At 34.5% G+C, this 21,122-nt stretch carries 22 protein-coding genes; 12 read left to right on the top strand and 10 right to left on the bottom strand.

Annotation, left to right across the window (positions count from 1 at the left end; all coding sequences use genetic code 11):
- Positions 1-64: 64 nt before the first annotated feature.
- From AC1RRN_RS20860 to AC1RRN_RS20835, 6 genes are all read right to left on the bottom strand, one after another.
- Positions 65-1,138, bottom strand: a complete 1,074-nt coding sequence (locus tag AC1RRN_RS20860) for a redoxin domain-containing protein (protein WP_492969157.1) — start codon at positions 1,136-1,138, stop codon at positions 65-67.
- A 53-nt stretch (positions 1,139-1,191) separates the two neighbouring features.
- Positions 1,192-1,383: a hypothetical protein gene (locus AC1RRN_RS20855; protein WP_492969156.1), complete on the bottom strand. Its 192-nt coding sequence runs from the start codon at positions 1,381-1,383 to the stop codon at positions 1,192-1,194.
- A 297-nt stretch (positions 1,384-1,680) separates the two neighbouring features.
- A complete protein-coding gene (locus AC1RRN_RS20850) occupies positions 1,681-2,262 on the bottom strand; it encodes a Crp/Fnr family transcriptional regulator (RefSeq protein ID WP_492969155.1) in 582 nt (193 codons plus the stop codon).
- Between the two features lie 138 nt (positions 2,263-2,400).
- Positions 2,401-3,339, bottom strand: coding sequence for a helix-turn-helix domain-containing protein (locus AC1RRN_RS20845; protein WP_492969154.1), 939 nt, complete (start codon positions 3,337-3,339; stop codon positions 2,401-2,403).
- Between the two features lie 23 nt (positions 3,340-3,362).
- Entirely contained in the window at positions 3,363-4,295 is a 933-nt protein-coding gene (locus AC1RRN_RS20840) for a helix-turn-helix domain-containing protein (RefSeq protein WP_492969153.1), read from the bottom strand.
- 127 nt (positions 4,296-4,422) lie between these two features.
- On the bottom strand, positions 4,423-5,343 hold the full coding sequence (locus AC1RRN_RS20835) for an AraC family transcriptional regulator (protein WP_492969152.1): 921 nt from the start codon (positions 5,341-5,343) through the stop codon (positions 4,423-4,425).
- 460 nt (positions 5,344-5,803) lie between these two features.
- Here AC1RRN_RS20835 and AC1RRN_RS20830 point away from each other — a divergent pair, with 460 nt between their 5' ends.
- The 10 genes from AC1RRN_RS20830 (at position 5,804) to AC1RRN_RS20785 (ending at position 16,057) form a co-directional block, all read left to right on the top strand.
- Positions 5,804-6,322, top strand: a complete 519-nt coding sequence (locus tag AC1RRN_RS20830) for a RidA family protein (protein WP_492969151.1) — start codon at positions 5,804-5,806, stop codon at positions 6,320-6,322.
- A 285-nt stretch (positions 6,323-6,607) separates the two neighbouring features.
- Positions 6,608-7,498 carry an alpha/beta fold hydrolase gene (locus AC1RRN_RS20825; RefSeq protein WP_492969150.1) on the top strand — a complete coding sequence of 297 codons (891 nt, stop codon included), beginning with the start codon at positions 6,608-6,610 and terminating at the stop codon, positions 7,496-7,498.
- Positions 7,495-8,253 carry a sulfite exporter TauE/SafE family protein gene (locus AC1RRN_RS20820; RefSeq protein ID WP_492969149.1) on the top strand — a complete coding sequence of 253 codons (759 nt, stop codon included), beginning with the start codon at positions 7,495-7,497 and terminating at the stop codon, positions 8,251-8,253. Before AC1RRN_RS20825 ends, AC1RRN_RS20820 begins: the two co-directional genes overlap by 4 nt.
- Before the next feature lie 17 nt (positions 8,254-8,270).
- Positions 8,271-9,254 (top strand): type I glyceraldehyde-3-phosphate dehydrogenase, encoded by a 984-nt coding sequence (locus AC1RRN_RS20815; protein WP_492969148.1) that lies wholly within the window; start codon positions 8,271-8,273, stop codon positions 9,252-9,254.
- A gap of 18 nt (positions 9,255-9,272) precedes the next feature.
- Complete coding sequence (locus tag AC1RRN_RS20810; RefSeq protein ID WP_492969147.1) at positions 9,273-9,887, top strand: pyridoxamine 5'-phosphate oxidase family protein; 615 nt, start codon at positions 9,273-9,275, stop codon at positions 9,885-9,887.
- A 171-nt stretch (positions 9,888-10,058) separates the two neighbouring features.
- On the top strand, positions 10,059-10,997 hold the full coding sequence (locus AC1RRN_RS20805; protein WP_492969146.1) for a ring-cleaving dioxygenase: 939 nt from the start codon (positions 10,059-10,061) through the stop codon (positions 10,995-10,997).
- A 40-nt stretch (positions 10,998-11,037) separates the two neighbouring features.
- Positions 11,038-12,075: a proline iminopeptidase-family hydrolase gene (locus tag AC1RRN_RS20800; RefSeq protein WP_492969145.1), complete on the top strand. Its 1,038-nt coding sequence runs from the start codon at positions 11,038-11,040 to the stop codon at positions 12,073-12,075.
- A gap of 242 nt (positions 12,076-12,317) precedes the next feature.
- Positions 12,318-12,782 carry a (2Fe-2S)-binding protein gene (locus tag AC1RRN_RS20795; RefSeq protein WP_492969144.1) on the top strand — a complete coding sequence of 155 codons (465 nt, stop codon included), beginning with the start codon at positions 12,318-12,320 and terminating at the stop codon, positions 12,780-12,782.
- Positions 12,775-13,794, top strand: a complete 1,020-nt coding sequence (locus AC1RRN_RS20790) for an FAD binding domain-containing protein (RefSeq protein WP_492969143.1) — start codon at positions 12,775-12,777, stop codon at positions 13,792-13,794. Before AC1RRN_RS20795 ends, AC1RRN_RS20790 begins: the two co-directional genes overlap by 8 nt.
- 25 nt (positions 13,795-13,819) lie before the next feature.
- Positions 13,820-16,057 carry a xanthine dehydrogenase family protein molybdopterin-binding subunit gene (locus tag AC1RRN_RS20785; protein ID WP_492969142.1) on the top strand — a complete coding sequence of 746 codons (2,238 nt, stop codon included), beginning with the start codon at positions 13,820-13,822 and terminating at the stop codon, positions 16,055-16,057.
- Between the two features lie 136 nt (positions 16,058-16,193).
- Here AC1RRN_RS20785 and AC1RRN_RS20780 read toward each other — a convergent pair whose 3' ends face one another.
- The 4 genes from AC1RRN_RS20780 to AC1RRN_RS20765 all read right to left on the bottom strand — a co-directional run bounded on the left by AC1RRN_RS20780 (position 16,194) and on the right by AC1RRN_RS20765 (position 18,794).
- Positions 16,194-16,364 carry a hypothetical protein gene (locus AC1RRN_RS20780; protein ID WP_492969141.1) on the bottom strand — a complete coding sequence of 57 codons (171 nt, stop codon included), beginning with the start codon at positions 16,362-16,364 and terminating at the stop codon, positions 16,194-16,196.
- Between the two features lie 252 nt (positions 16,365-16,616).
- Positions 16,617-16,886 carry a hypothetical protein gene (locus tag AC1RRN_RS20775; protein ID WP_492969140.1) on the bottom strand — a complete coding sequence of 90 codons (270 nt, stop codon included), beginning with the start codon at positions 16,884-16,886 and terminating at the stop codon, positions 16,617-16,619.
- A 239-nt stretch (positions 16,887-17,125) separates the two neighbouring features.
- Entirely contained in the window at positions 17,126-17,638 is a 513-nt protein-coding gene (locus AC1RRN_RS20770) for a DUF421 domain-containing protein (RefSeq protein ID WP_492969139.1), read from the bottom strand.
- Positions 17,639-17,789: 151 nt separating this feature from the next.
- Positions 17,790-18,794: an SDR family oxidoreductase gene (locus AC1RRN_RS20765; protein WP_492969138.1), complete on the bottom strand. Its 1,005-nt coding sequence runs from the start codon at positions 18,792-18,794 to the stop codon at positions 17,790-17,792.
- A 634-nt stretch (positions 18,795-19,428) separates the two neighbouring features.
- Here AC1RRN_RS20765 and AC1RRN_RS20760 point away from each other — a divergent pair.
- Positions 19,429-19,551 carry a hypothetical protein gene (locus AC1RRN_RS20760; RefSeq protein WP_492969137.1) on the top strand — a complete coding sequence of 41 codons (123 nt, stop codon included), beginning with the start codon at positions 19,429-19,431 and terminating at the stop codon, positions 19,549-19,551.
- A gap of 41 nt (positions 19,552-19,592) precedes the next feature.
- Positions 19,593-21,104, top strand: coding sequence for a DEAD/DEAH box helicase (locus AC1RRN_RS20755; protein WP_492969136.1), 1,512 nt, complete (start codon positions 19,593-19,595; stop codon positions 21,102-21,104).
- The last annotated feature ends 18 nt before the right edge of the window (positions 21,105-21,122 follow it).

Raw genomic sequence — 21,122 nt, 5'->3', positions numbered from 1 at the left:
ATGAAGGGGTGGTTTTAACTACTCCTTCATTTTTATAATATCCATTTTAGATTGAGTGAAATTTTTATGTCTTTTTGGTATTGGCTGATAAAATCTTATTTATTTCTGTTACCGAAAGATTAATACCTATGATATTACCTTTTTCATCAATAAGATAGTTATAAGGAATATTTTCTACTCCGATGGTGCTTTCGATTTTTTGATCCTGATCCAGTAAATTTATCCAATCTAACTTATCTTTTTCTATAGCTGTACTCCATTGTTTTTTATTTTTATCTCTGGAAATTCCAATTATTTCAAAATTAGTGGCTGAATATTGCTGCTTTAAAGCAATAAGTTCAGGACTTTTTTTTCTGCAGGGCCCACACCAGGAAGCCCAAAAATCAAGAAGTATAATTTTTCCACTGAATTTATTTAAATGAACCATAGAACCATTTTGGTCTGGTAATTCAAAGTCTAAGAAAGGTTTTCCAACGGCATAAGTGCCTAACCTGTCAATTCCTTTTTTAAAGAGTTTCAGGTATTGATCATTTTGTTTGGTAATATCTAAAATAGAATAAAGGGTATTTAATTCCTTTTTGCTAAGTATAGGGTTTACCATTGCCAATTCCGCTAATATTGCGCCGCTAAAAGGATGACTGCGATGTTTTTTTAAAAAGACAGTCAGTTTCGTATATAGAAGTTGACTAAAGTCTTTTTTTCCTGCATTCAATTGGTAAAAATTTAAATATTCTTGCTGTATTTCCGAAGAACGAGATCCCTTAATTTCGTCAATGTGCATTGTTTCGATAGATTTCCCGTCTTTATCGGCTTTATTTACACTAATTTGAATGTCAATGTTATTATTCTCCAAGTAAAATTGAGGAGCATTCTCAGCAGATTTAATATAAATTTGTGCACTTACTGTGTCAGTCACGACACCGTTAAATTCAAAATTATTATGGACAATCTTTACACTGTCCTCTACATTATTATAATATAAATAGGCAAAGTTGTCAATAATATCTCCTTTAATACTGCCATGAATTTTAAACGTGCTCAAATTGTTTTTTAAATTGCTTTGAGCGTAAAGGCTTGCAGTTGATAAAATAAAAAGAGATAATACCCAATTTAAAGGTTTTAGTTTGATCTTAATCATTTGGTTTTAAATTTTATTAAACGGCGAAATAAGAATTATATTTAAGTTGTATTTTATCCATTTATTTTTTCTTTATGGTATTCTGTCAGCCATTTTTCCATTTCTTGTAATAACTTAATGTCCCTTGGATTACCTCCCGGGTCAGAAAGACCTATGATTTTTAGGCTGTAATTAAATTTTTGATCTTCAAAAAGACATGTAAATTTTGGGAACTCATTATGTGAAACGATCCATTTGTCATTCATTTGTTTTCTTTATCTCAAACTTTTTCATAATTGGACATTTAGGAAAACGATCAATCGAATATTTTTATTCTTTTACTAAACAATTATTAATTTTTCAGGATTGCTCATTCGCCTTTACTTTCTGTTGATCATAAAGCTAATATTAGCAACTGCTGCAGAGGCAACAAACATTCCTGTTCCTAAAAGTCCTTTTTTGATAAAATCTTTCCTGTCCATCGTTTTTGAGTGTTTGGGTTTGCAGCAAATTTCTATTATAAATGAAACGCGTGCATTGAACTAGGACAAGATTTCTAAAAATCAGGATTTAAGTTTTCGGGTTCTAATTTTTGATAAAAATTCAGGAGAAATACCCAGATAAGAAGCAATATAATGTTGGGGCACACGCAATGGTATAGTAGGGTACGTCTGCAGAAATTCATCATATTTTTGTTCTGCCGTGTAAGTAATATTGTGAAGAAGACGATTTTGAGTAACAGCTAAATGGCGCTGCACCAAAATTCTGAAAGCTCTCTCAAACCGTGGCGCGCGCTCAAAAAGCTGCTCTTTGGTTTCTGGAGTAAAGAGTAAAAGATCAGAGTTTTCCATGGTTTCTATAAAAACATGGCTGCCATCCTTTTCGTAAATGCTAAATGAAATATCGCTGATCCATGAATTTTCGACTGCAAATTGCAAGACTACCTCAAATCCATTTTCATCTATATAATATTTTCGGATACATCCACGAACCACAAATGCATCAAAAGTGCATTTTTCACCTTTTTGAAGCATAATGGTTTTCTTTTTTATTTCTTTGAAATATAATAAAGAATCAAATATATCAAGTTCTTCCTGTGTGAAGTTTACATATCTTGAAATAGCGGTATTAATTTGTGTGAACATTTTCTCAATTGATTTATTTTGATCAGAATTAAAGTAAAGCATTTTTTAAGATTTATTTTAATTGGATGTTAGTTAGCATATTGAGAATATTTCTGTGCAACGCTGAGGTGAGAATGTTGCTTATTAAGTATATAACGGTTAATGCTGCAAACTTTTTTTACGATAATCTAAAGGAGTGACTCCAGTATGTTTTTTAAAGAAAATACTAAAATAGGAGGTATAGCTGAATCCTAACATATATCCAATTTCTTTCATAGTGTATTGAGAATCCTGAATCAAAATCTTTGCTACACAGAGCGTTTTTTCAGAGATTAACTGACCCGCTGTTTTTCCAGTCCTTTCTTTTATGATGGTTGAGAGATAGTTTTCGTGAAGTTGCTGCATCTCGGCATAATCTTTTATATGCAGTATTTGCTTAACTTTACCTTTTAGCAGCTGATCATAATGGTACTCCAGATTTTGTGTAAAATCGTTTAAGATATCTGAATTTCGGGATTCTACATTATGTACACTATATCCTGCCCAAAATTCTTGTTTTATTTTAAGTAAAATTCTGGTAAGCAGATTTGCACATAATTTCTTTTTAAGCGGCGAATCTTTTTTTAGTTCCTGGTAAATTAGTAAAATAATTGCTTTTAGCTCCTGTTGAAATTCTGCAGAGGTATGTAGTGGCAAATGTCTTTCAAATAACAAAAAAGGGAACGTTTTATAAATAGAAATTCCGGCATATTTTATAATAAAATCTTCAGAAAACAATAAACCATAAGTTTCTGTCACTTCTTCCCATCTTAATTCTTGTAGATCTCCGGGTTTGTTCATAAACAACATATTGGGTCTAATGTCAACAGTTAAATCTTCGTATCTCATAGAACCATAAGAATCAATAACAATTCCAATTACAAAAAAAGTAGAACGATGCAATGTATACGTCCACGGAAGACGTTCTTTTGGATGTAATATTTTTGAAATTATTAACGAGAAATCTTCGTCACCCACGTGTCCTTCAGAGAAATTACTCCCCATGACTTTTACGGTGTCATAAAAATCGGGCGTTTCTTTTTTTTCTATTTTACTCATTTTTTTTACTTTAAGTAGAAACGTTAATCAGGAAATGAGTTTTGAAATTGTTTTCTATAAACTCCCGGAGCACATAGGGTTTGAGTTTTAAAAAAGCTGTAAAAATAATTCAAATCACTAAAACCAAAAAGAAAAGCGATGTCTTTCATCGGTTTTTCGGAATATTTTAGAAGATACTTAATTTCATCTATTAGCTTTTCGTTAATCCATTCATTTACCGTTTTTTTGGTACCGTTCGTTATGATCTTGCATAAGTAATTTTCATCCAAATTTTGCATTTGTGCGTGTTCTTTAATACGCATGAGTACAGAACAATTACCATTAATCAATTCGTTAAAATTATTTTCCATATTTTGACGAAAATCAATTATTATCTTATTGTTTTTTTCGTTAATTTTTTTAGTACTTATTTCATTTTCCTGTTCTAATTGTACTAAAAATAAAAGGTTAAGTGCCATGTTTGCCATAAGCTCTTCTTTATAACATGCATTAGAAGTTGCTATTTCATAAATTTCAAGACAAGTTTGCTCAAAATAATTCATTGTTTCTTCCGGAAGGCAGCAGCAGTAACCATTTTTAGCATCAAAGTCTAAAATATTATTAATGCCGCTGGGAAAGTAGGTTAAAATAAAAGATTTTTTGAATGTTATATTGTAAACTTTTTCCATATCTGTCCAGTCAATTTTAAAAAAGGAATCGGGACAGGTTACTACCACATGATTAGGACGTAATTCAAATTTATTATCACCTACAGTAAAACTACCATTTGCCTTAATAACAATGGTGAAACTGTAATAATCAGATCTAAAAGTTGGCGAATGAAAAGGAAATTTCAGATCCCATTCATGAACTTTTACGATTGAAAACTCATCGTTATCTATATAATCATGAAAGGTAAGATTTAAAAAATCAATCTGGTCTTTATATTTGCTAATTGTGGTGAGTTGTGGTATCATGGTTTTGTAAAATAAAGTTGAACAATTTTTAAATGATGAATTGGGAACTTTTATTTTTCAAAGATATAGGATATGAAAATTTGAATGATACTCACATTTTGGCAATTAGTTATAAAATTTAAAGATTTTAACTTTTATGTAAACTTTTCCTGTAAAAGGTAGGAGTAAGCGTAGTTTGATTTTTAAAGTAGAAGTTAAAATAACGACTGTTGGTAAATTGAAATAGGTCCGCAATTTCTGCTATTGGCATAGCTGTTTCTGTTAATAAGATTTTAACTTCACTTAGAAGTCTACTATTAATCCATGCAGCTGGGGTTCTTCCTGTTTTAGTTTTTATTACTCTGGAAAAGTAATCTTCATTTAAAAATTGCAAATCAGCAAAATCTTTGGCTTTTAATTGTTTTGGCTTTTTCCCTTCTACTATTTCATTAAAGTAGTTTCCTAAATCTGTATAAAAGATATTTACGATTGGATTATTATGATCAGTAATACCGTGTAATTGATTTTGAAAAAGTTCTTTAATCTTAATTAGCAGAAATTCTACCATATTGCCAATTAGTATCATTTTTTGATCTGGACTACGTTGAATTTCTTTTTTAATTTGATTTGTGTTGTCCTTTATTATTTGATAGTTTTCCGGGTCTGCTTTTGTGTAAATAAACGATTCAGAAAGTAAGAATGGAAATTCTTTATATATATCCGAAAAGCAGTGGCTAGCAAAAAATTTTTCAGTAAAGCAGATAAAATATGCTTCCGTTAAATGATCGAATTTATAATTACGATAATGTCCTGGACAAGTTAAAAATATGCTGGATGATTCTAATTTTATTACTTCATTATTAAAAACGTGTGTTGCACTACCTTCATTAATGATAAAAATAGTAAAGAAATTGGCTTTATAATTATCAGGAGCATTGAGTAATTTATTCTTGTTCCATTGGTCAATTTCCTGAAGCATAAAATCTTTGCTTATTAATTCAGTTGAAGGCAGTCCAAACCAATCGCTAATCTCTTTTAGCGTGTTAAATATGGGTATTTCCTTTTCCATTTAGTTTATTGAATATTAGACTACTTAAAGCAGATAAAAATAATAATATATCTATTTTAAAAAGTTGATTTGTTTGTTAATTTTTTATTGATAATATGCTGATCACTGCTTGTTAATTAGGATTGCTTTTTTCTATAAAATATTACATTTCAGTTTCTTACACAGTGCATATTTACTAAAGAAAAATAAGGTTTACTAATCTAAAAGGGGAAAAATAATTAAATCTTAGGTTTTTATAATCATTAGTAAATTATTCACAGAGAATGAAATTTTCATTCGGTATAATTTTGCTTCAACAAGTAAGGAAGTTCATTTTTACACTTCTCTTAGGCCCAAATTTTTCTACTTCATAAGGGATAATTCTTAAGCCTGAAACAGACAAATATTAAAGAAGAGATATAAAATAAATAAAAGGGAAAGCTGAAACCCTAATAAAGTAGGCGCAATAAAAATTATCGTTATGAAAACCGTATTAAAAAAATTAAAATTAATGTCAATAGGTATTGGATTGGCATTTACAATTCAAAGTTGTGGTCAAAAAGAAAAAGAATTCGAAGATCAAACTAAAAATAACTCAAGTGTTGTAAATGAAAAACCGGAATATTTTTTACTGCGTCCGGAAGTTGAAAAGGCATATGGTTATTCACATGCAGTAAAAATAGGCAATACGATTAAGATTTCGGGAGCTGTGAGTTTTGACGATCAAGGAAAGCCTGCAGCAAAAGGTGATTTAGCGCAACAAATGAAAAATTGCTATGCGGATTTGGATAAAATATTAAAACATTATAACTGCACATTTGATGATGTCATTATGGAGAATATTTTCACAACCAACATGCCATTATTTCTTGAAGTCTCAGGATACAGAAAAGAAATCTACAAGAAAAATTTTCCAACAGGGTCCTGGCTAGGTGTAAAAGAATTAGCATTTCCTGATTTAATGATAGAAATAGAATTGGAAGTTTATAAGCCACAATAATTTCGAGAGGTTATTTTGAATTAGAAGAGTATCATTTAAATATTTCCTGCTTTATTTCTTTTTCATTTCCAGAATAAAGAACCGGACTCCAATATCTTTATTTTTTATAATTTTTGGTAAGAATATAACAGAAATGCAATTGGAGCCAATGCCTAAGTTTGTGGTATAAAAACGCTTAAAAAGAGATTTACTATTCCGCTGTTTAGATTCGGAATTCAGCAAGAGAATCGGAAATGAAATAATTTCATGTACTCCATTATGAACCTTTTTTAAATTTAAAATGTTATGGATTTCGAGAGTATGCAGGCAGCGAAAATAAATCATAAGGTTATAAGTATAGATTCGATAAAAATCGCGTATCGAGAAGCCGGAGAATCTGGAAATCCTATTTTGTTATTACTTCATGGATTTCCTTCTTCTTCGCATATGTTTCGAAATGTGATCCCTAAATTATCAAAACATTTTCATGTTATTGCGCCTGATCTGCCTGCATTTGGTTTCAGCGATATTCCAAGTTTGGAAACGTTTAGTTACACTTTCGAAAACTATGCTACTATTGTTACCCATTTTCTGGAAAAGTTAAAGATAAATAAAGCGAGTTTTTATCTTTTTGACTACGGTGCACCCATTTTAATGCGTTTACTCATCAAGCGCCCTGAAATGATAGAGATGCTTATTTTTCAAAACGGGAATATTTATACTGAAGGAGTTGGTGATGTGTTAAAGGAAGTTAGTGAATTATATAGAAAGGATGATTTTGAAAGCTATAGTAAACTAAAAAGCTTTTTTGAATTAGATTATACCAAATGGGAATACACAAATGGAACGCAGGATATTTCTAATATAGCTCCGGAAACCTATTTTTTAGATCAGTTTTTAATGGACCGGGAGGGAGTTAAAGCAATTCAAATGAAATTAAAGCGTGATTATAAGACTAATGTAGCGTTTTATCCGGTTTGGCAAGATTTTTTAAAAAATCTGCAACCTGTTACCCTGATTGTCTGGGGTGAGAACGATGAGGTATTCAAAAAAGAAGGAGCGGAAATGCTCAGGAAAGATCTCGTTAATTCAAGACTTTTATTTTATCCTACGGGTCATTTTGCACTTGAAGAATTTGGAAATGATATAGCCGAAGAAATAATAACATATTGGTATTTAAATTTTAAAGTATTATGAGCGCCTATTTTGAACTCTTCTTTTTATTTTTAATGGCCATTACTGGTGGGGCTGCGAATGTAATTATTGGCGGAGGCTGGTTTATTATTTTTCCAAGTTTGATTTTTAGAGGTATACAACCTGTAACAGGTACTGCAACTACAACCATAATTCTTTTATCTGGTTTTCTTATCTCATCAAAACCCATTAAAAAAACAAGAGAAATTTCTAATAGGCATTTCAGTTATATGGTTTTAGCCTGTACTATAGGAGGAGTTACAGGAGCCTTTCTGCTTATAGCTTTTTCGCATAAAGTGTTTGAAAGTGTTGCACCTTATTTATTGTTATGTTCCTGGATTCTTTTTAGTTTTTATAATAAGATACAGCATTATTTTAGTTCGGAGTTTGCAGCCAAAAAAGAATTTAAATACTCGCATGAAAAACTAATTCCAATTTTTTTATTAGGTATCTATGGTGGATATTTTGGGGCAGGTGTGGGGATGATTATTTTTATTCTCTACAGTTTTTACGGAATCAAAAATAATGACACTCTGGAAAGATTAGCGTTGTTTTTGGTGGGAGCGAATAACGGAATAGCGATTCTTATTTTTATTTGTTCAGGGTTAATTTTTTGGCCTTTCGCAATCGTAATGATAGCGGGTTCTATTTTGGGAGGTTACTTAGGAAATACATTCAAAGAAAAAATTAATATAACAAAGGTGAAAAAAAATGCAATTGTTATTGGGGCAACAGTCACCCTTTATTTCTTATTATAAATTAAATACACAATCATATGAAAAGAATTGCTATTAATGGCTTTGGCCGTATAGGCAGAGCCGCGTTAAAAATTATTACCGACACACCTAATCAGAAAGTGGTTGGAATTAATGATCTAATGAGTATCGAAAATGCTGTTTTTTTACTGAAAAGAGATAGTATTTACGGAAAATATGAAAAAGAAGTATCGTTTAGAGACGATACTATTTTCATTGAAGGAAAGGCGATTAAATACACTACAATTAAAGATCCGTCAGAACTTCCGTGGAAATCTTTGGGTGTTGATGTTGTAATCGAAAGTACAGGTTTTTTTACCAACAAACCCGATGCAGAAAAACATTTGCAGGCAGGAGCCAAATTTGTGGTTATTTCTGGTCCTACAAAAGATACTCCCACAATTGTACACGGTGTGAATACAGATGAAGGAAAAGTAGAAATCTTTTCATGCGGAAGCTGTACAACAAATAATATTGGCCCAATTATAGAAATACTCGGGCGACGTATAGGTATAAAAAAGGCAATTTTAAATACAACGCATGCTTATACAGCTTCTCAAACTTTAGTCGATGCTCCTTCTAAAAAAGAACCGAGAATGGGACGTGCAGCCGGACTTAATTCAGCACCTGCCGCTACGGGCGCAGCTGTGGCCGTTACAAAAGCATTACCAGAGTTTGTTGGCAAATTTGACGGTATTGCGGTGCGAGTACCGGTACCAATTGGTTCAATATCTGATATTACATTCGTAACGCAAAGAGCAACTACGGTAGAAGAAATTAATGCGATTTTAACCGAAGAAGCGCAAACGCCTCGCTACAATAAAGTCGTCGAAGTTAGTCATGAACAATTGGTTTCGAGCGACATAATTAAAAGCACTTATGCTGCAACTGTAGACCTTGAAATGACAAGAGTAGTAGATGGAGATTTGGTGAAGGTTATGGCTTGGTATGATAACGAATGGGGATTTACAAATCAAATGGTCAGACAGATTCAGGAACTTTAAATATAATAATAATTTAAGATGAATTATCAAGAACTAGCTTTCAGCGATGCCATAAAGGAAATTCAGGAAAAAAAAGGAAGTAGGAACAGCTATGCCCGAATGGAAAAAATGTCCTATACCGATGGTCTGACAGAACAAGAGATAGCATTTATAGAAAGCCAGGACAGCTTTTATATGGCTTCTTATGGTGAAAATGAATTTCCCTACATTCAGCATCGGGGCGGACCACCGGGGTTTGTAAAAATTATAGATACAAATACGATCGGAATTATTGATTTTGTTGGAAATCGCCAATATATTTCGGCAGGAAATATTGCAAAAAATCCTAAAGTAGCCATTATTATGGTTTCTTATCCTCAGAGAGCACGCTTAAAAATTTATGCAGAAGCTCAAATCTTAGATGTTGAAGGTAACAGTGAATTATATGAAAAGCTGAAACCTGAAGATTATAAGTTTAAGCCAGAACAAATGATGGTTTTTAAAATTAAGGCCTATGATTGGAATTGCCCGCAGCATATCACACCAAGATATACAGTTGCGGAAATCAAGGACGTTTTTGATCTTCAAAAAAAGCATATTACCGATCTGGAGCAGCAAATTAAAGATTTAGAGGCGCTTCTTTCAAAAAAGTAAAATAGTAGTATTAAATCCTTAATTAAAAAGTTTTTTCAAATGGTACAATACTATTGACTGTAATGGATATAAACGCGGTTTTTATTTCTTAATCTAGATTAATGGATGTGCAGACAGAAGTGAAGTAAATTTGTATAAGAAAATCAAAAACAACTTAACACATAAAATACCATGGAAAATCAAATTTTAGGCTTACACCATATTACTGCAATTGCAGGTGATGCTAAACGTAATTTCAATTTTTACTCAAAAATATTAGGATTAAGATTCATCAAAAAAACGGTGAATTTTGACGATCCCGGAACGTACCATTTTTACTTTGGTGATGAAACAGGAAGTGCAGGAACCATCTTAACTTTTTTCCCTTGGGGAGAAGGAATTCAACAAGGTAGAAAAGGTTCTGGTATGGCAACTGAAATTGGGTACTCTGTTCCAAAAGGAAGTCTCGATTTCTGGCAGAAACGTTTTGAGCAATACAATGTTATATATAATAAACCAGCTGAAAAATTCGGAGAAAGATATCTTACTTTCCTTGATCCCGATGGATTGAAATTAGAATTGATTGAATCTAAAACTGACGACAACAGAAAACCATGGGAAACTGATGAAGTAAAAGCAGATGTGGCAACAAGAGGTTTCCATAACATCACTTTAACTTTAAATAGCATAAAAGCTACTGCTGCAATCTTAACCGATATATTTGGTTATAAATTGATTGATCAGGATGTTAACCGCTATCGTTATGCTACAGATGCTGTAGAAAATGCTGCAATTGTTGACTTAGTAGAATTGACTGATGAAAAACGAGGTTTAAACGCAAATGGTACAGTTCACCACGTTGCTTTTCGTGTAAAAAATGATGAGATTTTAATGCACTTCCGTGAAAAAATCGAAGCATACGGATTGTCAATTACACCACAAATAGACAGACAATATTTCCATTCACTATATTTCAGAGAACCGGGAGGTGTTTTGTTTGAAATCGCAACAGATAATCCCGGATTTACAGTAGATGAAAGCTTAGAAGAATTAGGTCAAAACTTAAAACTTCCGCAGCAATACGAATCTCAAAGATCTAGTATTGAAAAACATTTGGTTAAAATTAATTAAGAATTTTTACAGAAACATAAATAAATTAAAAACATTGCCCATGATCGCTAACAAAAATATTTTCTTACTGGCCTTAGTTGCATTCTTCTTAAATGCATGTAACAAAGAAAACACTTTAGAAAATAAAAACACCAGTGTTGCTGCTTACCTGACAGATACCACTTCAGGTATTAAAACGGGTGGCGTAAAGGTGGTTCAAATTACTACGCCAAAAGGAAAATTTAATGTATGGACAAAAAGAATTGGAAATAATCCGAAAATCAAGTTATTGCTTCTTAATGGAGGACCGGGAGCAACGCACGAATATTTTGAATGCATGGAAAGTTTTTTACCTGCAGAAGGTATAGAGTTTATTTATTACGATCAGTTAGGAACAGGCAATTCTGATAATCCAAATGATCCTTCACTATGGGATTTACCACGCTTTGTAGAGGAAGTTGAGCAAGTGCGTCAGGCACTAAATCTGGATAAAGACAATTTTTATTTATTAGGTCACTCGTGGGGAGGAATTTTGGCAGCACAATATGCACTTAAATATCAACAAAATTTAAAAGGATTGATCATTTCAAATATGATGATGAGTGCTATCGAATATGACAAGTATGCAAAAGAAGTGCTGGCAAAACAACTAGATCCAAAAGTTTTAGCCAGAATAAGGGAAATCGAAAAAAACAAAGATTTTGAAAATCCGGAATATATGGAGTTGCTTGTGCCTAATTTTTATTCAAAACATATTTTACGTTTAGATGCAAACCTATGGCCGGAGCCTGTTAATCGTGCATTTAGTAAAATTAACCAATCGCTGTATGTTACGATGCAGGGGCCAAGTGAATTTGGTCTTTCGGGCAAACTCGAAAAATGGGATGTTACTAAAGAACTTCCTAAAATTACAGTACCAACATTATCTATTGGTGCAAAATATGATACCATGAATCCGGAACACATGAAATGGATAGCGACACAGGTTAAAAACGGAACGTATTTGTATTGTGACAAAGGAAGTCACATGAGTATGTATGATGACCAGGAAACCTACATGAAAGGTTTAATTAAATTTTTAAAAGATACTTCAAAATAATAAAAAAAAATCAAGAGAGTGAATTAACTTTTTGTGGCAAATTAGCGAGCAATTCCACTAAGTTGAATTCTGTAAAATGGTACTTTAATAATGTAATTATTTATTGTTGATTGTAAGTAAATTTGATATGCTTATTTTCAATATTATACATATACCTTGATGTGTAAAAAAGAGTTAAGCAATCGTTGTTTAACTTTTTTTTTGCTTCAAAATCAGTACTTATGAAAACAAATGAAACGCATTTGACCACTCTCAACGTAAATGGAGCAGAGTATAATTTGGAACTTATGCCATGGGTTTCGTTACTAGATGTTCTGCGTGAAGAAATAAAACTTACGGGAACTAAAAAAGGCTGTGATCACGGTCAATGTGGTGCTTGCACAATTATCGTAGATGGAAAAAGAGTATTGAGCTGTTTAACGCTTGGCGTAATGAAAGACGGCTCCCAAATTACAACCATAGAAGGTGTGGCCAATGGAGAATTTTTACATCCTATTCAAAAAGCTTTTATAGAGCATGACGCCTTCCAATGCGGTTATTGTACGCCGGGACAAATTTGCAGTGCTATTGGAATGCTGAAAGAAGGGAAAGCGAAAACGAGAGAAGAAGTTAAGGAATTAATGAGTGGTAATCTCTGTAGATGCGGTGCCAGTAAAGGAATCATAAATGCAATAATGGAAGTGAAGGAAGGAGGTTATCATGAATAATTTCTCGTATACCAAAGTTTCCACTACAGATCAGGCGATTACACAAATAGGCGGTGATATCCGAAATAAAATAGTGGCCGGCGGTACTAATATAAATGATCTTCTAAAATATTTTATTACCAAAGCGGACAAATTAGTCGATATAAATCCGATTAGAGAAAATAATTCCATAGTTCGTCTTGATGATGGAGGAGTGAGACTTGGCGCACTTCATACCAATGCCGATACAGCTTACGATCCTATTATAGAAGAACGTTATCCATTGTTGTCAAAAGCAATATTGGCAGGCGCTTCTGCACAAATTAGAAACATGGCTACCAATGGTGGCAACCTCATGCAGCGAACCAGATGTTACTATTTTTATGATATCAATACGCCATGTAATAAGCGGGATCCCGGTTCCGGCTGTTCTGCAATTAAAGGTTATAATCGAATTCACGCCATTTTAGGACAAAGCGAAAAGTGTATTGCGGTTTTTCCCTCAGATATGTGTGTGGCGTTGGCAGCTTTAAGTGCAAAAGTAAATATTAGCGGACCGGATGGAGAAAGGGTTTTGGCTTTCGCCGAATTCCATCGACTTCCGGAAGATACTCCTCATATTGATAATAATCTCAAACACGGGGAAATAATTACCAGTATTGATCTTCCATCAAAAGGATTTGAAAAAAACTATTCGTATTTAAAACTCAGGGACAGAAGTTCCTATTCATTTGCTTTGGTTTCGGTAGCAACCGGATTAGATATTGAAAACGGAATTATCAAAGAAGCCAGAATTGCGTTAGGCGGTGTTGCCCACAAACCCTGGCGAAGCACAGAAGCCGAAGATTTCCTAAAGGATAAAGAACCAACGAGAATACATTTTTCTGAAGCCGCTGCTATTATTTTAAAGGATGCTAAAGGGTATGAACATAATTCCTTTAAGATTGAACTTGCAAAAAGAGCCATTATTAGAAATTGTCTTATGGCGCTAAATCCTGAATCACAACGACCTGGTGCAAAGGCGTCATTATAAAATACAATTCATTAAATTAAAAAGAATGACAAAACTACCCTCTATAGGACAACCAGTAAGTCGCCTCGAAGGCCATTTAAAAGTTACCGGAACTGCCAAATATGCTGGAGAATATGACGCGTCTGATTTATTATACGGTTATGTAGTAAACAGTACCATTACAAAAGGAAGAATTGCCGTAATTGACACCACAGAGGCAAAAGCTCTGGAGGGCGTAATTGAAATTTTTACACACGAAAACAGACCTTCAACAGCATGGTTTGATTTTCAGTATGCGGATATGGATGCGCCGCCGGGAACCGTTTTTAAACCATTAAAAGATAATGAAATTAAATACAACGGACAGCCCATTGCACTTGTCGTTGCCACAACTTTTGAAATGGCAAGATATGCAGCAACCCAAATTAAATTAGCTTACCAAGAAAAAGAATTTGAAACAGATTTAGAATCCAATTTAGATAAAGCCAGAGATCCTAAAAAAGGGCTTGCTTCAATGCTGAAACCGCCTCCGCCAAAACCAACAGGAAATTTTGAAGAAGCTTATAAGCATTCTTTTGTTCAAAGCTCTGGAGAATTTAAGCACGGAACAGAACATCATAATCCGATGGAAATGTTTGCCACGACTGTTGTTTATGAAGGCAAGAACAAATTAAAAATTTACGATAAAACACAGGGAACCATTAATTCTCAAATGTATGTTGCTAATGTTTTTGGTTTAAAAATGAAAAATGTTCAGGTAATTGCGCCTTATGTTGGTGGTGCTTTTGGTTCCGGGCTTCGACCGCAATACCAGCTTTTTATGGCTGTTATGGCTTCGCTTAAACTCAAACGAAATGTTCGTGTTACTTTAGACCGCTCGCAAATGTTTACTTTCGGACATAGGCCGCCGACTTTACAATTAACCAAATTTGGTGCTGATGAAAACGGAAAAGTAAATTCCATTTATCATAAAGCAATTGGAGAAACTTCACAATTTGAAGATTATGTTGAAATTGTAGTAAACTGGGCAAACATGCTTTATCCTGCAGAAAATACTTTGCTGGAGCACAAACTTGTTCCGTTAGATGTGTATTCCCCCCTGGACATGCGTGCACCCGGAGGAAGTACCGGTATGCATGCTATTGAGATTACAATGGACGATCTTGCTTACCAGTTAAATATTGATCCACTTGAATTACGGCTTATTAATTATTCGGAAAAGGATGTAAGCGCAGACAAAGAATATTCCAGCAAGGAACTTAGAAATTGCTACCTTCAAGGTGCTGAAAAATTTGGATGGAAAAATAGAAATCCAATACCCCGAAGCATGAAGCGTGGTAATAAACTGGTTGGTTACGGTATGGCAACCGGAATTTGGGATGCCAACCGACTTTTAGCAAGAGTTCAGGCAATCATGACAAGAGACGGAAAAGTTGAAATTAAAAGTGCTGTAACCGATATTGGAACAGGAACTTTAACCATTATGACACAAATTGCATCAGATGAATTAGGAATTCCTTTAGAAGATATTACATTTTCCTATGCAGATAGTAAAATGCCTTTTGCACCAATCCAAGGCGGATCTTTTACTACTGCAACTGTTGGGCCTGCCGTTAAAACTGCCTGTAAAGCTTTAAAAGAAAAATTATTCAGAAAGGCCAAATACTTGAGAAATTCTGTTTTAAGTGAAGCGAAATTTGAAGATGTAATTTTTAGTGAAGGCTTTATGTTTCTAAAAAATACTGTCGAAGTCAAAGTTAGCCTGGAGGAAATTTTTTCTTCCAATGATGGAAAAGAAATTAAAACCACAAATTCTGCCATGCCTAACCCTCTTATTTATGGAAAAAAAGCCCGAGCAGTACATAGTGCTGTTTTTGTTGAAGTTGAGGTCGATGAAGAATTAGGAATTATTGAGGTAAAAAGAGCAATAACTGCTGTTGCCGCAGGAAAAATTATTAATCCAAAAACTGCTGAAAGCCAGATTTTGGGAGGCATGATTTGGGGTATCAGCAAAACGCTGCATGAAGAAACAATTTTAGATGATCAATTTGGAAAATATATGAATACTAATCTAGCCGAATATCATATTCCGGTCCATGCTGATATTCATGATTTAGACGTAATTTTCGTAGAAGAAAATGACAGCTTTGTCAATGATTTGGGAGTAAAAGGAGTAGGCGAAATTGGTATTGTGGGAATGCCCCCGGCAATTTCAAATGCTATTTTTCACGCCACGGGAAAACGTATAAATGATTTACCAATTCATTTTGATAAGCTTTTATAAGTTGGATCTTATAAATTAAAAAAAAATAAAACTCGATTATACTTTTCGAAGCTCTATTGAAATTTTATATTTCGCTCAAAGAGTAAAACCCGAAGAAAAAGTGTAATAAGCTATAGATGGAAATTCCATGCACAAATTAAACCTCTAAATCTCCAAGGTCAATGTTGTAAAGTGGATGATGGGATGTCCAGTTGTGTGCACAACCATCTTCAAAACAGTCATCATAATGTAAAAGAAGTTGTTCTTCATAAGAAATCGTTTCTTCTTTGGATTGTTCAGGTCTATAAAAGTAGCTTTGAAATGTCATAGTAATTATTTTAGGTTTAAGGAAATCAATTGTTTATTTCTCAAAAGTAAATTTTTTTACATGTAGAATCTTACATAATTTTCCTCAACCCTTATTGAATTCTCACTTTGGAAATGCATCTTTAAGAATAGATATGTAAATAAGCACTATATGAATAAAATTTCATGATATTTTTGTGGCTTTACCGTAATTTGTAAAATTTTTGTATAGGAGTTAATACCGATTGCTTTGAGGCTATATCTATTTTTTGCTTTACATTAGAAATGTTCCAGGATCTTTCTCATCCATATCAGATTCTTCTTGTGGATCTTTTGAATCTTCTTCTTCCCAATCATTTTCGTCATATTCGGATTCGAAATCATCGTCCAAATCTTCTTTAAGTTTTCCAAGTTTCAGGTTATAGTGGTTGCTAGCTGCCAACCTGGCATTAAAATCCTGATCATAATTCACTAAAAGCGTTTCTTCGTAAGTCATATCGCCTGAAATCTGATCAGGTATATGAAAATAATTATCTAATTCCATATTAATAATTTTATAAGTAAGAGATAAATGAATGGCTAATTAGCTAATCAGCATTTATCATCTATTAAAATTAAACCTTTAAGGACAGTTGTTTTTACATAATACAGAAAGAAGATTGTTAAATTTTCATCTTGTTTTTAGTAACAATTACCAGAAATGAATGCCAAATTCTTAGCATGAAAATTCCAACGCCATAGTAGTAAATATTGCATTCTATCAGTAGATTTTTAATGAATCACTTACAAAACAATGTCATCTAACGAACTATTTCCGTTGCCTGATGATTTTCGGACTACAGTAATTTGTCCATTCAGTTCCATAACGATTGCTTTGACCTCCCCAATCTGGTCGATACCCACATTTCTGATTGTTGAGAATATTTCTGCTTTAGTTATGGCTTCTTTTGCCATTGTTTTCTCTATAAATTTGCCATCATAGAAGATAAGGCTGGGTACTGCATTAATAAACCTTTCCATTTTCTTTGATGAACGGGCAGTCCAGGCAAAAATATATTGCATGATAATAATCAGAAACAATACGATTGCACCCTCCAAAAGAGGAACGATTGCCAACATCATGTACGACAGCGTCGATCCCAAAGCAACAGTTACAACGAAATCAAAAGCATTAAGTTTTGATAGCGTGCGTTTGCCTGAAATCCTGACGAAAAAAAATAGCGTGATAAAGGCTATGATGGTGGACAGGATAACATGCTCAATGCTTTTCCAATCCTTAAAAAATATTTCTTGCATGGTGTTTAAATTAGTTGATAAGTAAGCTAAGTTATTTATGACTAAAAAATGAAAACCTCTGTAAATGTTCAGAGGTTTTTTATTGCGACAAGTTATGTGATCTTGTATTATTTATCACAGGATATAACTTTAAAAGGATTTCCTATTCATTTTAAGGATTGCCCTCTCCACCGCTGGAACCATATATCTGGCCTGTGGCATAACTGGCATCATTAGCGGCAAGCTGTACATAAATAGAAGCAAGTTCAGCCGGCTGTCCAGGTCTTCCCATTGGTGTCTGTGAACCAAATTGTTTGAGTTTTTCCATAGTAGCTCCACCGCTTACCTGCAGGGGCGTCCATATAGGTCCTGGTGCCACACCATTTACCCTGATCCCTTTTGGCGCAAGTTGTTTTGCGAGCGATTTAATATAGTTTGTTGTTGCGGCTTTTGTCTGCGCATAATCGTATAAATCTTCGGTAGGAGCATAGGCCTGTACAGAACTCGTTCCAATTATCGAAGATCCTGCTTTTAAATGGGGTAGTGCTGCCTTGATGATCCAGAAAGGAGCATAGATATTGGTTTTCATAGTCCAGTCGAATTCTTCTGTTGAGATGTCTAAAATTGAAGCATGAGTTTGCTGTCTGGCGGCATTATTAACTACTATATCAAGTCCCCCAAGTTCTTTGACTGCCCGATCAACAAGTGATTTGCAGAACGCCTCATCACGCAGATCTCCAGGAATTGCAACGGCCTTGCGTCCTTCGGCTTTTATCAGTTGGATTACTTCTTTTGCATCTTCTTCTTCGGTGGGAAAATAGTTAATTGCCACATCAGCACCCTCTCTGGCATAGGCAATTGCTGCAGCTCTTCCCATTCCGGAATCACCTCCTGTTATAAGTGCCTTACGGCCTTTTAAGCGATTGCTGCCTTTATAGCTTTTTTCACCGTGATCAGGTCTTGGGTCCATTTTACTCACCAGTCCCGGCCACGGTTGTGACTGTTCCTTAAAAGGCGGTCTCGGATATTTGGTTGTCGGGTCTTCCGATCCATTTGTCTGTTGATTGTTGCCAGTCTGTAGACTATTGGCAAGTGCAGGGTTTATTGCCGCAGTTGCAAGTACTGCTCCCATTCCTGTGAGCGCAGCACGACGTGATATTGCTTTTTTAACCTCCATAATAATTGATCTTAGAGTAATACATACTTTTCTTAACTGATATTCAATCAAATGTAAATAACATCAAGGGATCATTATTATAGAATTTTTTTAATATGTTGCAAAAATACAAGGATGATTTTGGCAACTGTAAGACAAAAAATTCATGAAAAAGCAAGCTGCAGTGGCTACCATTGGCATTCCGACATTAAATGTTAAAAAGCAATTTTTTAAAAGTAAACTTTATATTCTTACAGGTTCTGAGCTACTTTTTTTTAATAGATTTCCACAGTTCCCGTCTATGGCTTGGCAGAAATTTATGAGAATGTGTTCTGGGCACAACTGACACCGGATTATTAAGCTGTAATACTGTTTGAGGTAAAAGACAAGAACTTTAAGCAGGTACTTCTGTATGCTTTACAAGGAGCCTGGGTCAACTTAATTGAACAATAGTTTGTTATGAGGATCATGTAAAAGTAATTGCGTAATGCTGTAAAACTGCTTCAGTGGTATAGCAGTACTTTTATGTTATCATTTCAAGCTTTCTTAAAAAGCAGACGAGCTTTGAAACTAATTATTGAATCGATAAACCGTAATAATGAGAATTATGTTAAGAAAAGGACAACAGGTGCAGCAGGAATTTGGCACCCAGATAATGGAAGTAGTCGGTTTTGAACCGGAATTAATAGAGAACGTGATCACACAATGGGAAGATGAACAGGGAACTATCGTAACTGGAAAATTTATGGAGTCGCAGCTTTTGCCTGCCAATACGTAAAAATAGGTAGGCGGCGACCATTGTAAAAAATAGACACAAAAATGAAAACAACCATACCCAATCCTGTTCAGGCATTATATGTCTATCAGCAGAACGATATTGAGCACATACTCGACCAGATCGAAAATATCTCAAACCTGAAGCTCTTGTACCAGTTGCCGACTGGAGGAGGAAAGACCGTTGTCTTTTCAGAAATCGCCAGACAATTCATGGAACGCTTTGGCAAAAAGGTCATGGTTTTGACCCACCGCAAGGAATTGTGCACGCAGACCTCGCGAACATTGAAAAATATTGGGGTTAAAAACCGTGTTATCAATAGTGGAAGCGCGAATCTGAAAGCGGGCTGTGAATGTTATGTGGCTATGGTGGAAACACTTCGCAACAGGATAAAATCAAAAAAGATAAAAACTTCAGAGGTAGGGCTTGTGATTGTGGATGAAGCCCATCATAATTCATTTAGGAAATTAATGGGCAGCTTTAAAAACGCATCTATTATAGGGGTTACCGCAACACCTTTCAGTTCCGATGTTACCAAACCGATGAACCTTCAATATAATTCTTTAATTACAGGTGAGAGTATCTCAAGGCTTATCGAGAAAGGATTTCTGGCCAGACCGAAAACCTACGTGTATGAAGTAGAACTCAACTCACTTAAAACAGGACTTCATGGAGACTATACGGTCAGTTCTTCCAATGAACTGTACAGTTCCCAGGCTATGCAGGAACTGCTTTTAAATGCATATAAGGAGCGTGCTGCAGGAAAAAAGACACTTATCTTCAATAATGGCATTGCTGCTTCTGAAAAAGTATATGAAACTTTTACCTGCGCCGGTATTGCGATCAGGCATCTTGACAATAAAACTTCCGAGCAGGAAAGAAAGGAAATCCTGAAGTGGTTAAAAAAAACAAAAGATGCCGTCTTGACTTCGGTTTCCATTTTGACTACCGGATTTGATGAACCGACAATCCAAAATGTTATACTGAACCGTGCCACAACTTCCATAACACTTTACCACCAGATGGTAGGCAGGGGAGCCCGAAAGCTTGCTTCGAAAAAATCTTTTGGGATCATCGACCTGGGTAACAATATACAGCGTTTTGGGCAATGGGAAGCTCCCGTTGACTGGCAGAATGTTTTTCAACATCCCGAAGCATTTGCCAGACAGCTCCATTATCAGGGAGCAGGTGATTCAACAGTGCATTCCCATGGATTTTCGGCAGAACTCCGTGCGAAGTTTCCCAATACCCTTGAAATGACTTTTGATGTTGAAGCACACTATAAGGAAGCACTTGATAACGATAAAAAATCGAAAACGGTAATTCAGCAGTCCATCAGGCAGCAGGCAAAAATGTGCATGGATAATGCCGCTACGCTCTCTGAAGCCTTATCCCTTGCCGAGGCCCTTCAGCCGGAGATCATGTGGCGTGTCAAAGAATATGTCAAATGCCTGGAGAATGCCAGTACCAATTATAAGCAGTGGCTGATTGAAGATTATCAGGAGCGCCTTAAAGGACTCATACTAAAAGTGTTTCCAAAAGTGAATGCCGCATAAAGCAAAGCAGCCTGAATT

This window comes from Flavobacterium sp. GW821-FHT11G01, from assembly GCF_058808175.1.
This window is presented reverse-complemented; position numbering and strand designations above follow the sequence as displayed.

What these genes read in the sequence shown, in the direction of transcription:
- AC1RRN_RS20860 (WP_492969157.1), bottom strand. Translation starts at nt 1,138, where the DNA reads ATGATTAAGATCAAACTAAAACCTTTAAATTGGGTATTATCTCTTTTT.
- AC1RRN_RS20855 (WP_492969156.1), bottom strand. Translation starts at nt 1,383, where the DNA reads ATGAATGACAAATGGATCGTTTCACATAATGAGTTCCCAAAATTTACA.
- AC1RRN_RS20850 (WP_492969155.1), bottom strand. Translation starts at nt 2,262, where the DNA reads ATGTTCACACAAATTAATACCGCTATTTCAAGATATGTAAACTTCACA.
- AC1RRN_RS20845 (WP_492969154.1), bottom strand. Translation starts at nt 3,339, where the DNA reads ATGAGTAAAATAGAAAAAAAAGAAACGCCCGATTTTTATGACACCGTA.
- AC1RRN_RS20840 (WP_492969153.1), bottom strand. Translation starts at nt 4,295, where the DNA reads ATGATACCACAACTCACCACAATTAGCAAATATAAAGACCAGATTGAT.
- AC1RRN_RS20835 (WP_492969152.1), bottom strand. Translation starts at nt 5,343, where the DNA reads ATGGAAAAGGAAATACCCATATTTAACACGCTAAAAGAGATTAGCGAT.
- AC1RRN_RS20830 (WP_492969151.1), top strand. Translation starts at nt 5,804, where the DNA reads ATGAAAACCGTATTAAAAAAATTAAAATTAATGTCAATAGGTATTGGA.
- AC1RRN_RS20825 (WP_492969150.1), top strand. Translation starts at nt 6,608, where the DNA reads ATGGATTTCGAGAGTATGCAGGCAGCGAAAATAAATCATAAGGTTATA.
- AC1RRN_RS20820 (WP_492969149.1), top strand. Translation starts at nt 7,495, where the DNA reads ATGAGCGCCTATTTTGAACTCTTCTTTTTATTTTTAATGGCCATTACT.
- AC1RRN_RS20815 (WP_492969148.1), top strand. Translation starts at nt 8,271, where the DNA reads ATGAAAAGAATTGCTATTAATGGCTTTGGCCGTATAGGCAGAGCCGCG.
- AC1RRN_RS20810 (WP_492969147.1), top strand. Translation starts at nt 9,273, where the DNA reads ATGAATTATCAAGAACTAGCTTTCAGCGATGCCATAAAGGAAATTCAG.
- AC1RRN_RS20805 (WP_492969146.1), top strand. Translation starts at nt 10,059, where the DNA reads ATGGAAAATCAAATTTTAGGCTTACACCATATTACTGCAATTGCAGGT.
- AC1RRN_RS20800 (WP_492969145.1), top strand. Translation starts at nt 11,038, where the DNA reads ATGATCGCTAACAAAAATATTTTCTTACTGGCCTTAGTTGCATTCTTC.
- AC1RRN_RS20790 (WP_492969143.1), top strand. Translation starts at nt 12,775, where the DNA reads ATGAATAATTTCTCGTATACCAAAGTTTCCACTACAGATCAGGCGATT.
- AC1RRN_RS20785 (WP_492969142.1), top strand. Translation starts at nt 13,820, where the DNA reads ATGACAAAACTACCCTCTATAGGACAACCAGTAAGTCGCCTCGAAGGC.
- AC1RRN_RS20780 (WP_492969141.1), bottom strand. Translation starts at nt 16,364, where the DNA reads ATGACATTTCAAAGCTACTTTTATAGACCTGAACAATCCAAAGAAGAA.
- AC1RRN_RS20775 (WP_492969140.1), bottom strand. Translation starts at nt 16,886, where the DNA reads ATGGAATTAGATAATTATTTTCATATACCTGATCAGATTTCAGGCGAT.
- AC1RRN_RS20770 (WP_492969139.1), bottom strand. Translation starts at nt 17,638, where the DNA reads ATGCAAGAAATATTTTTTAAGGATTGGAAAAGCATTGAGCATGTTATC.
- AC1RRN_RS20765 (WP_492969138.1), bottom strand. Translation starts at nt 18,794, where the DNA reads ATGGAGGTTAAAAAAGCAATATCACGTCGTGCTGCGCTCACAGGAATG.
- AC1RRN_RS20760 (WP_492969137.1), top strand. Translation starts at nt 19,429, where the DNA reads ATGGAAGTAGTCGGTTTTGAACCGGAATTAATAGAGAACGTGATCACA.
- AC1RRN_RS20755 (WP_492969136.1), top strand. Translation starts at nt 19,593, where the DNA reads ATGAAAACAACCATACCCAATCCTGTTCAGGCATTATATGTCTATCAG.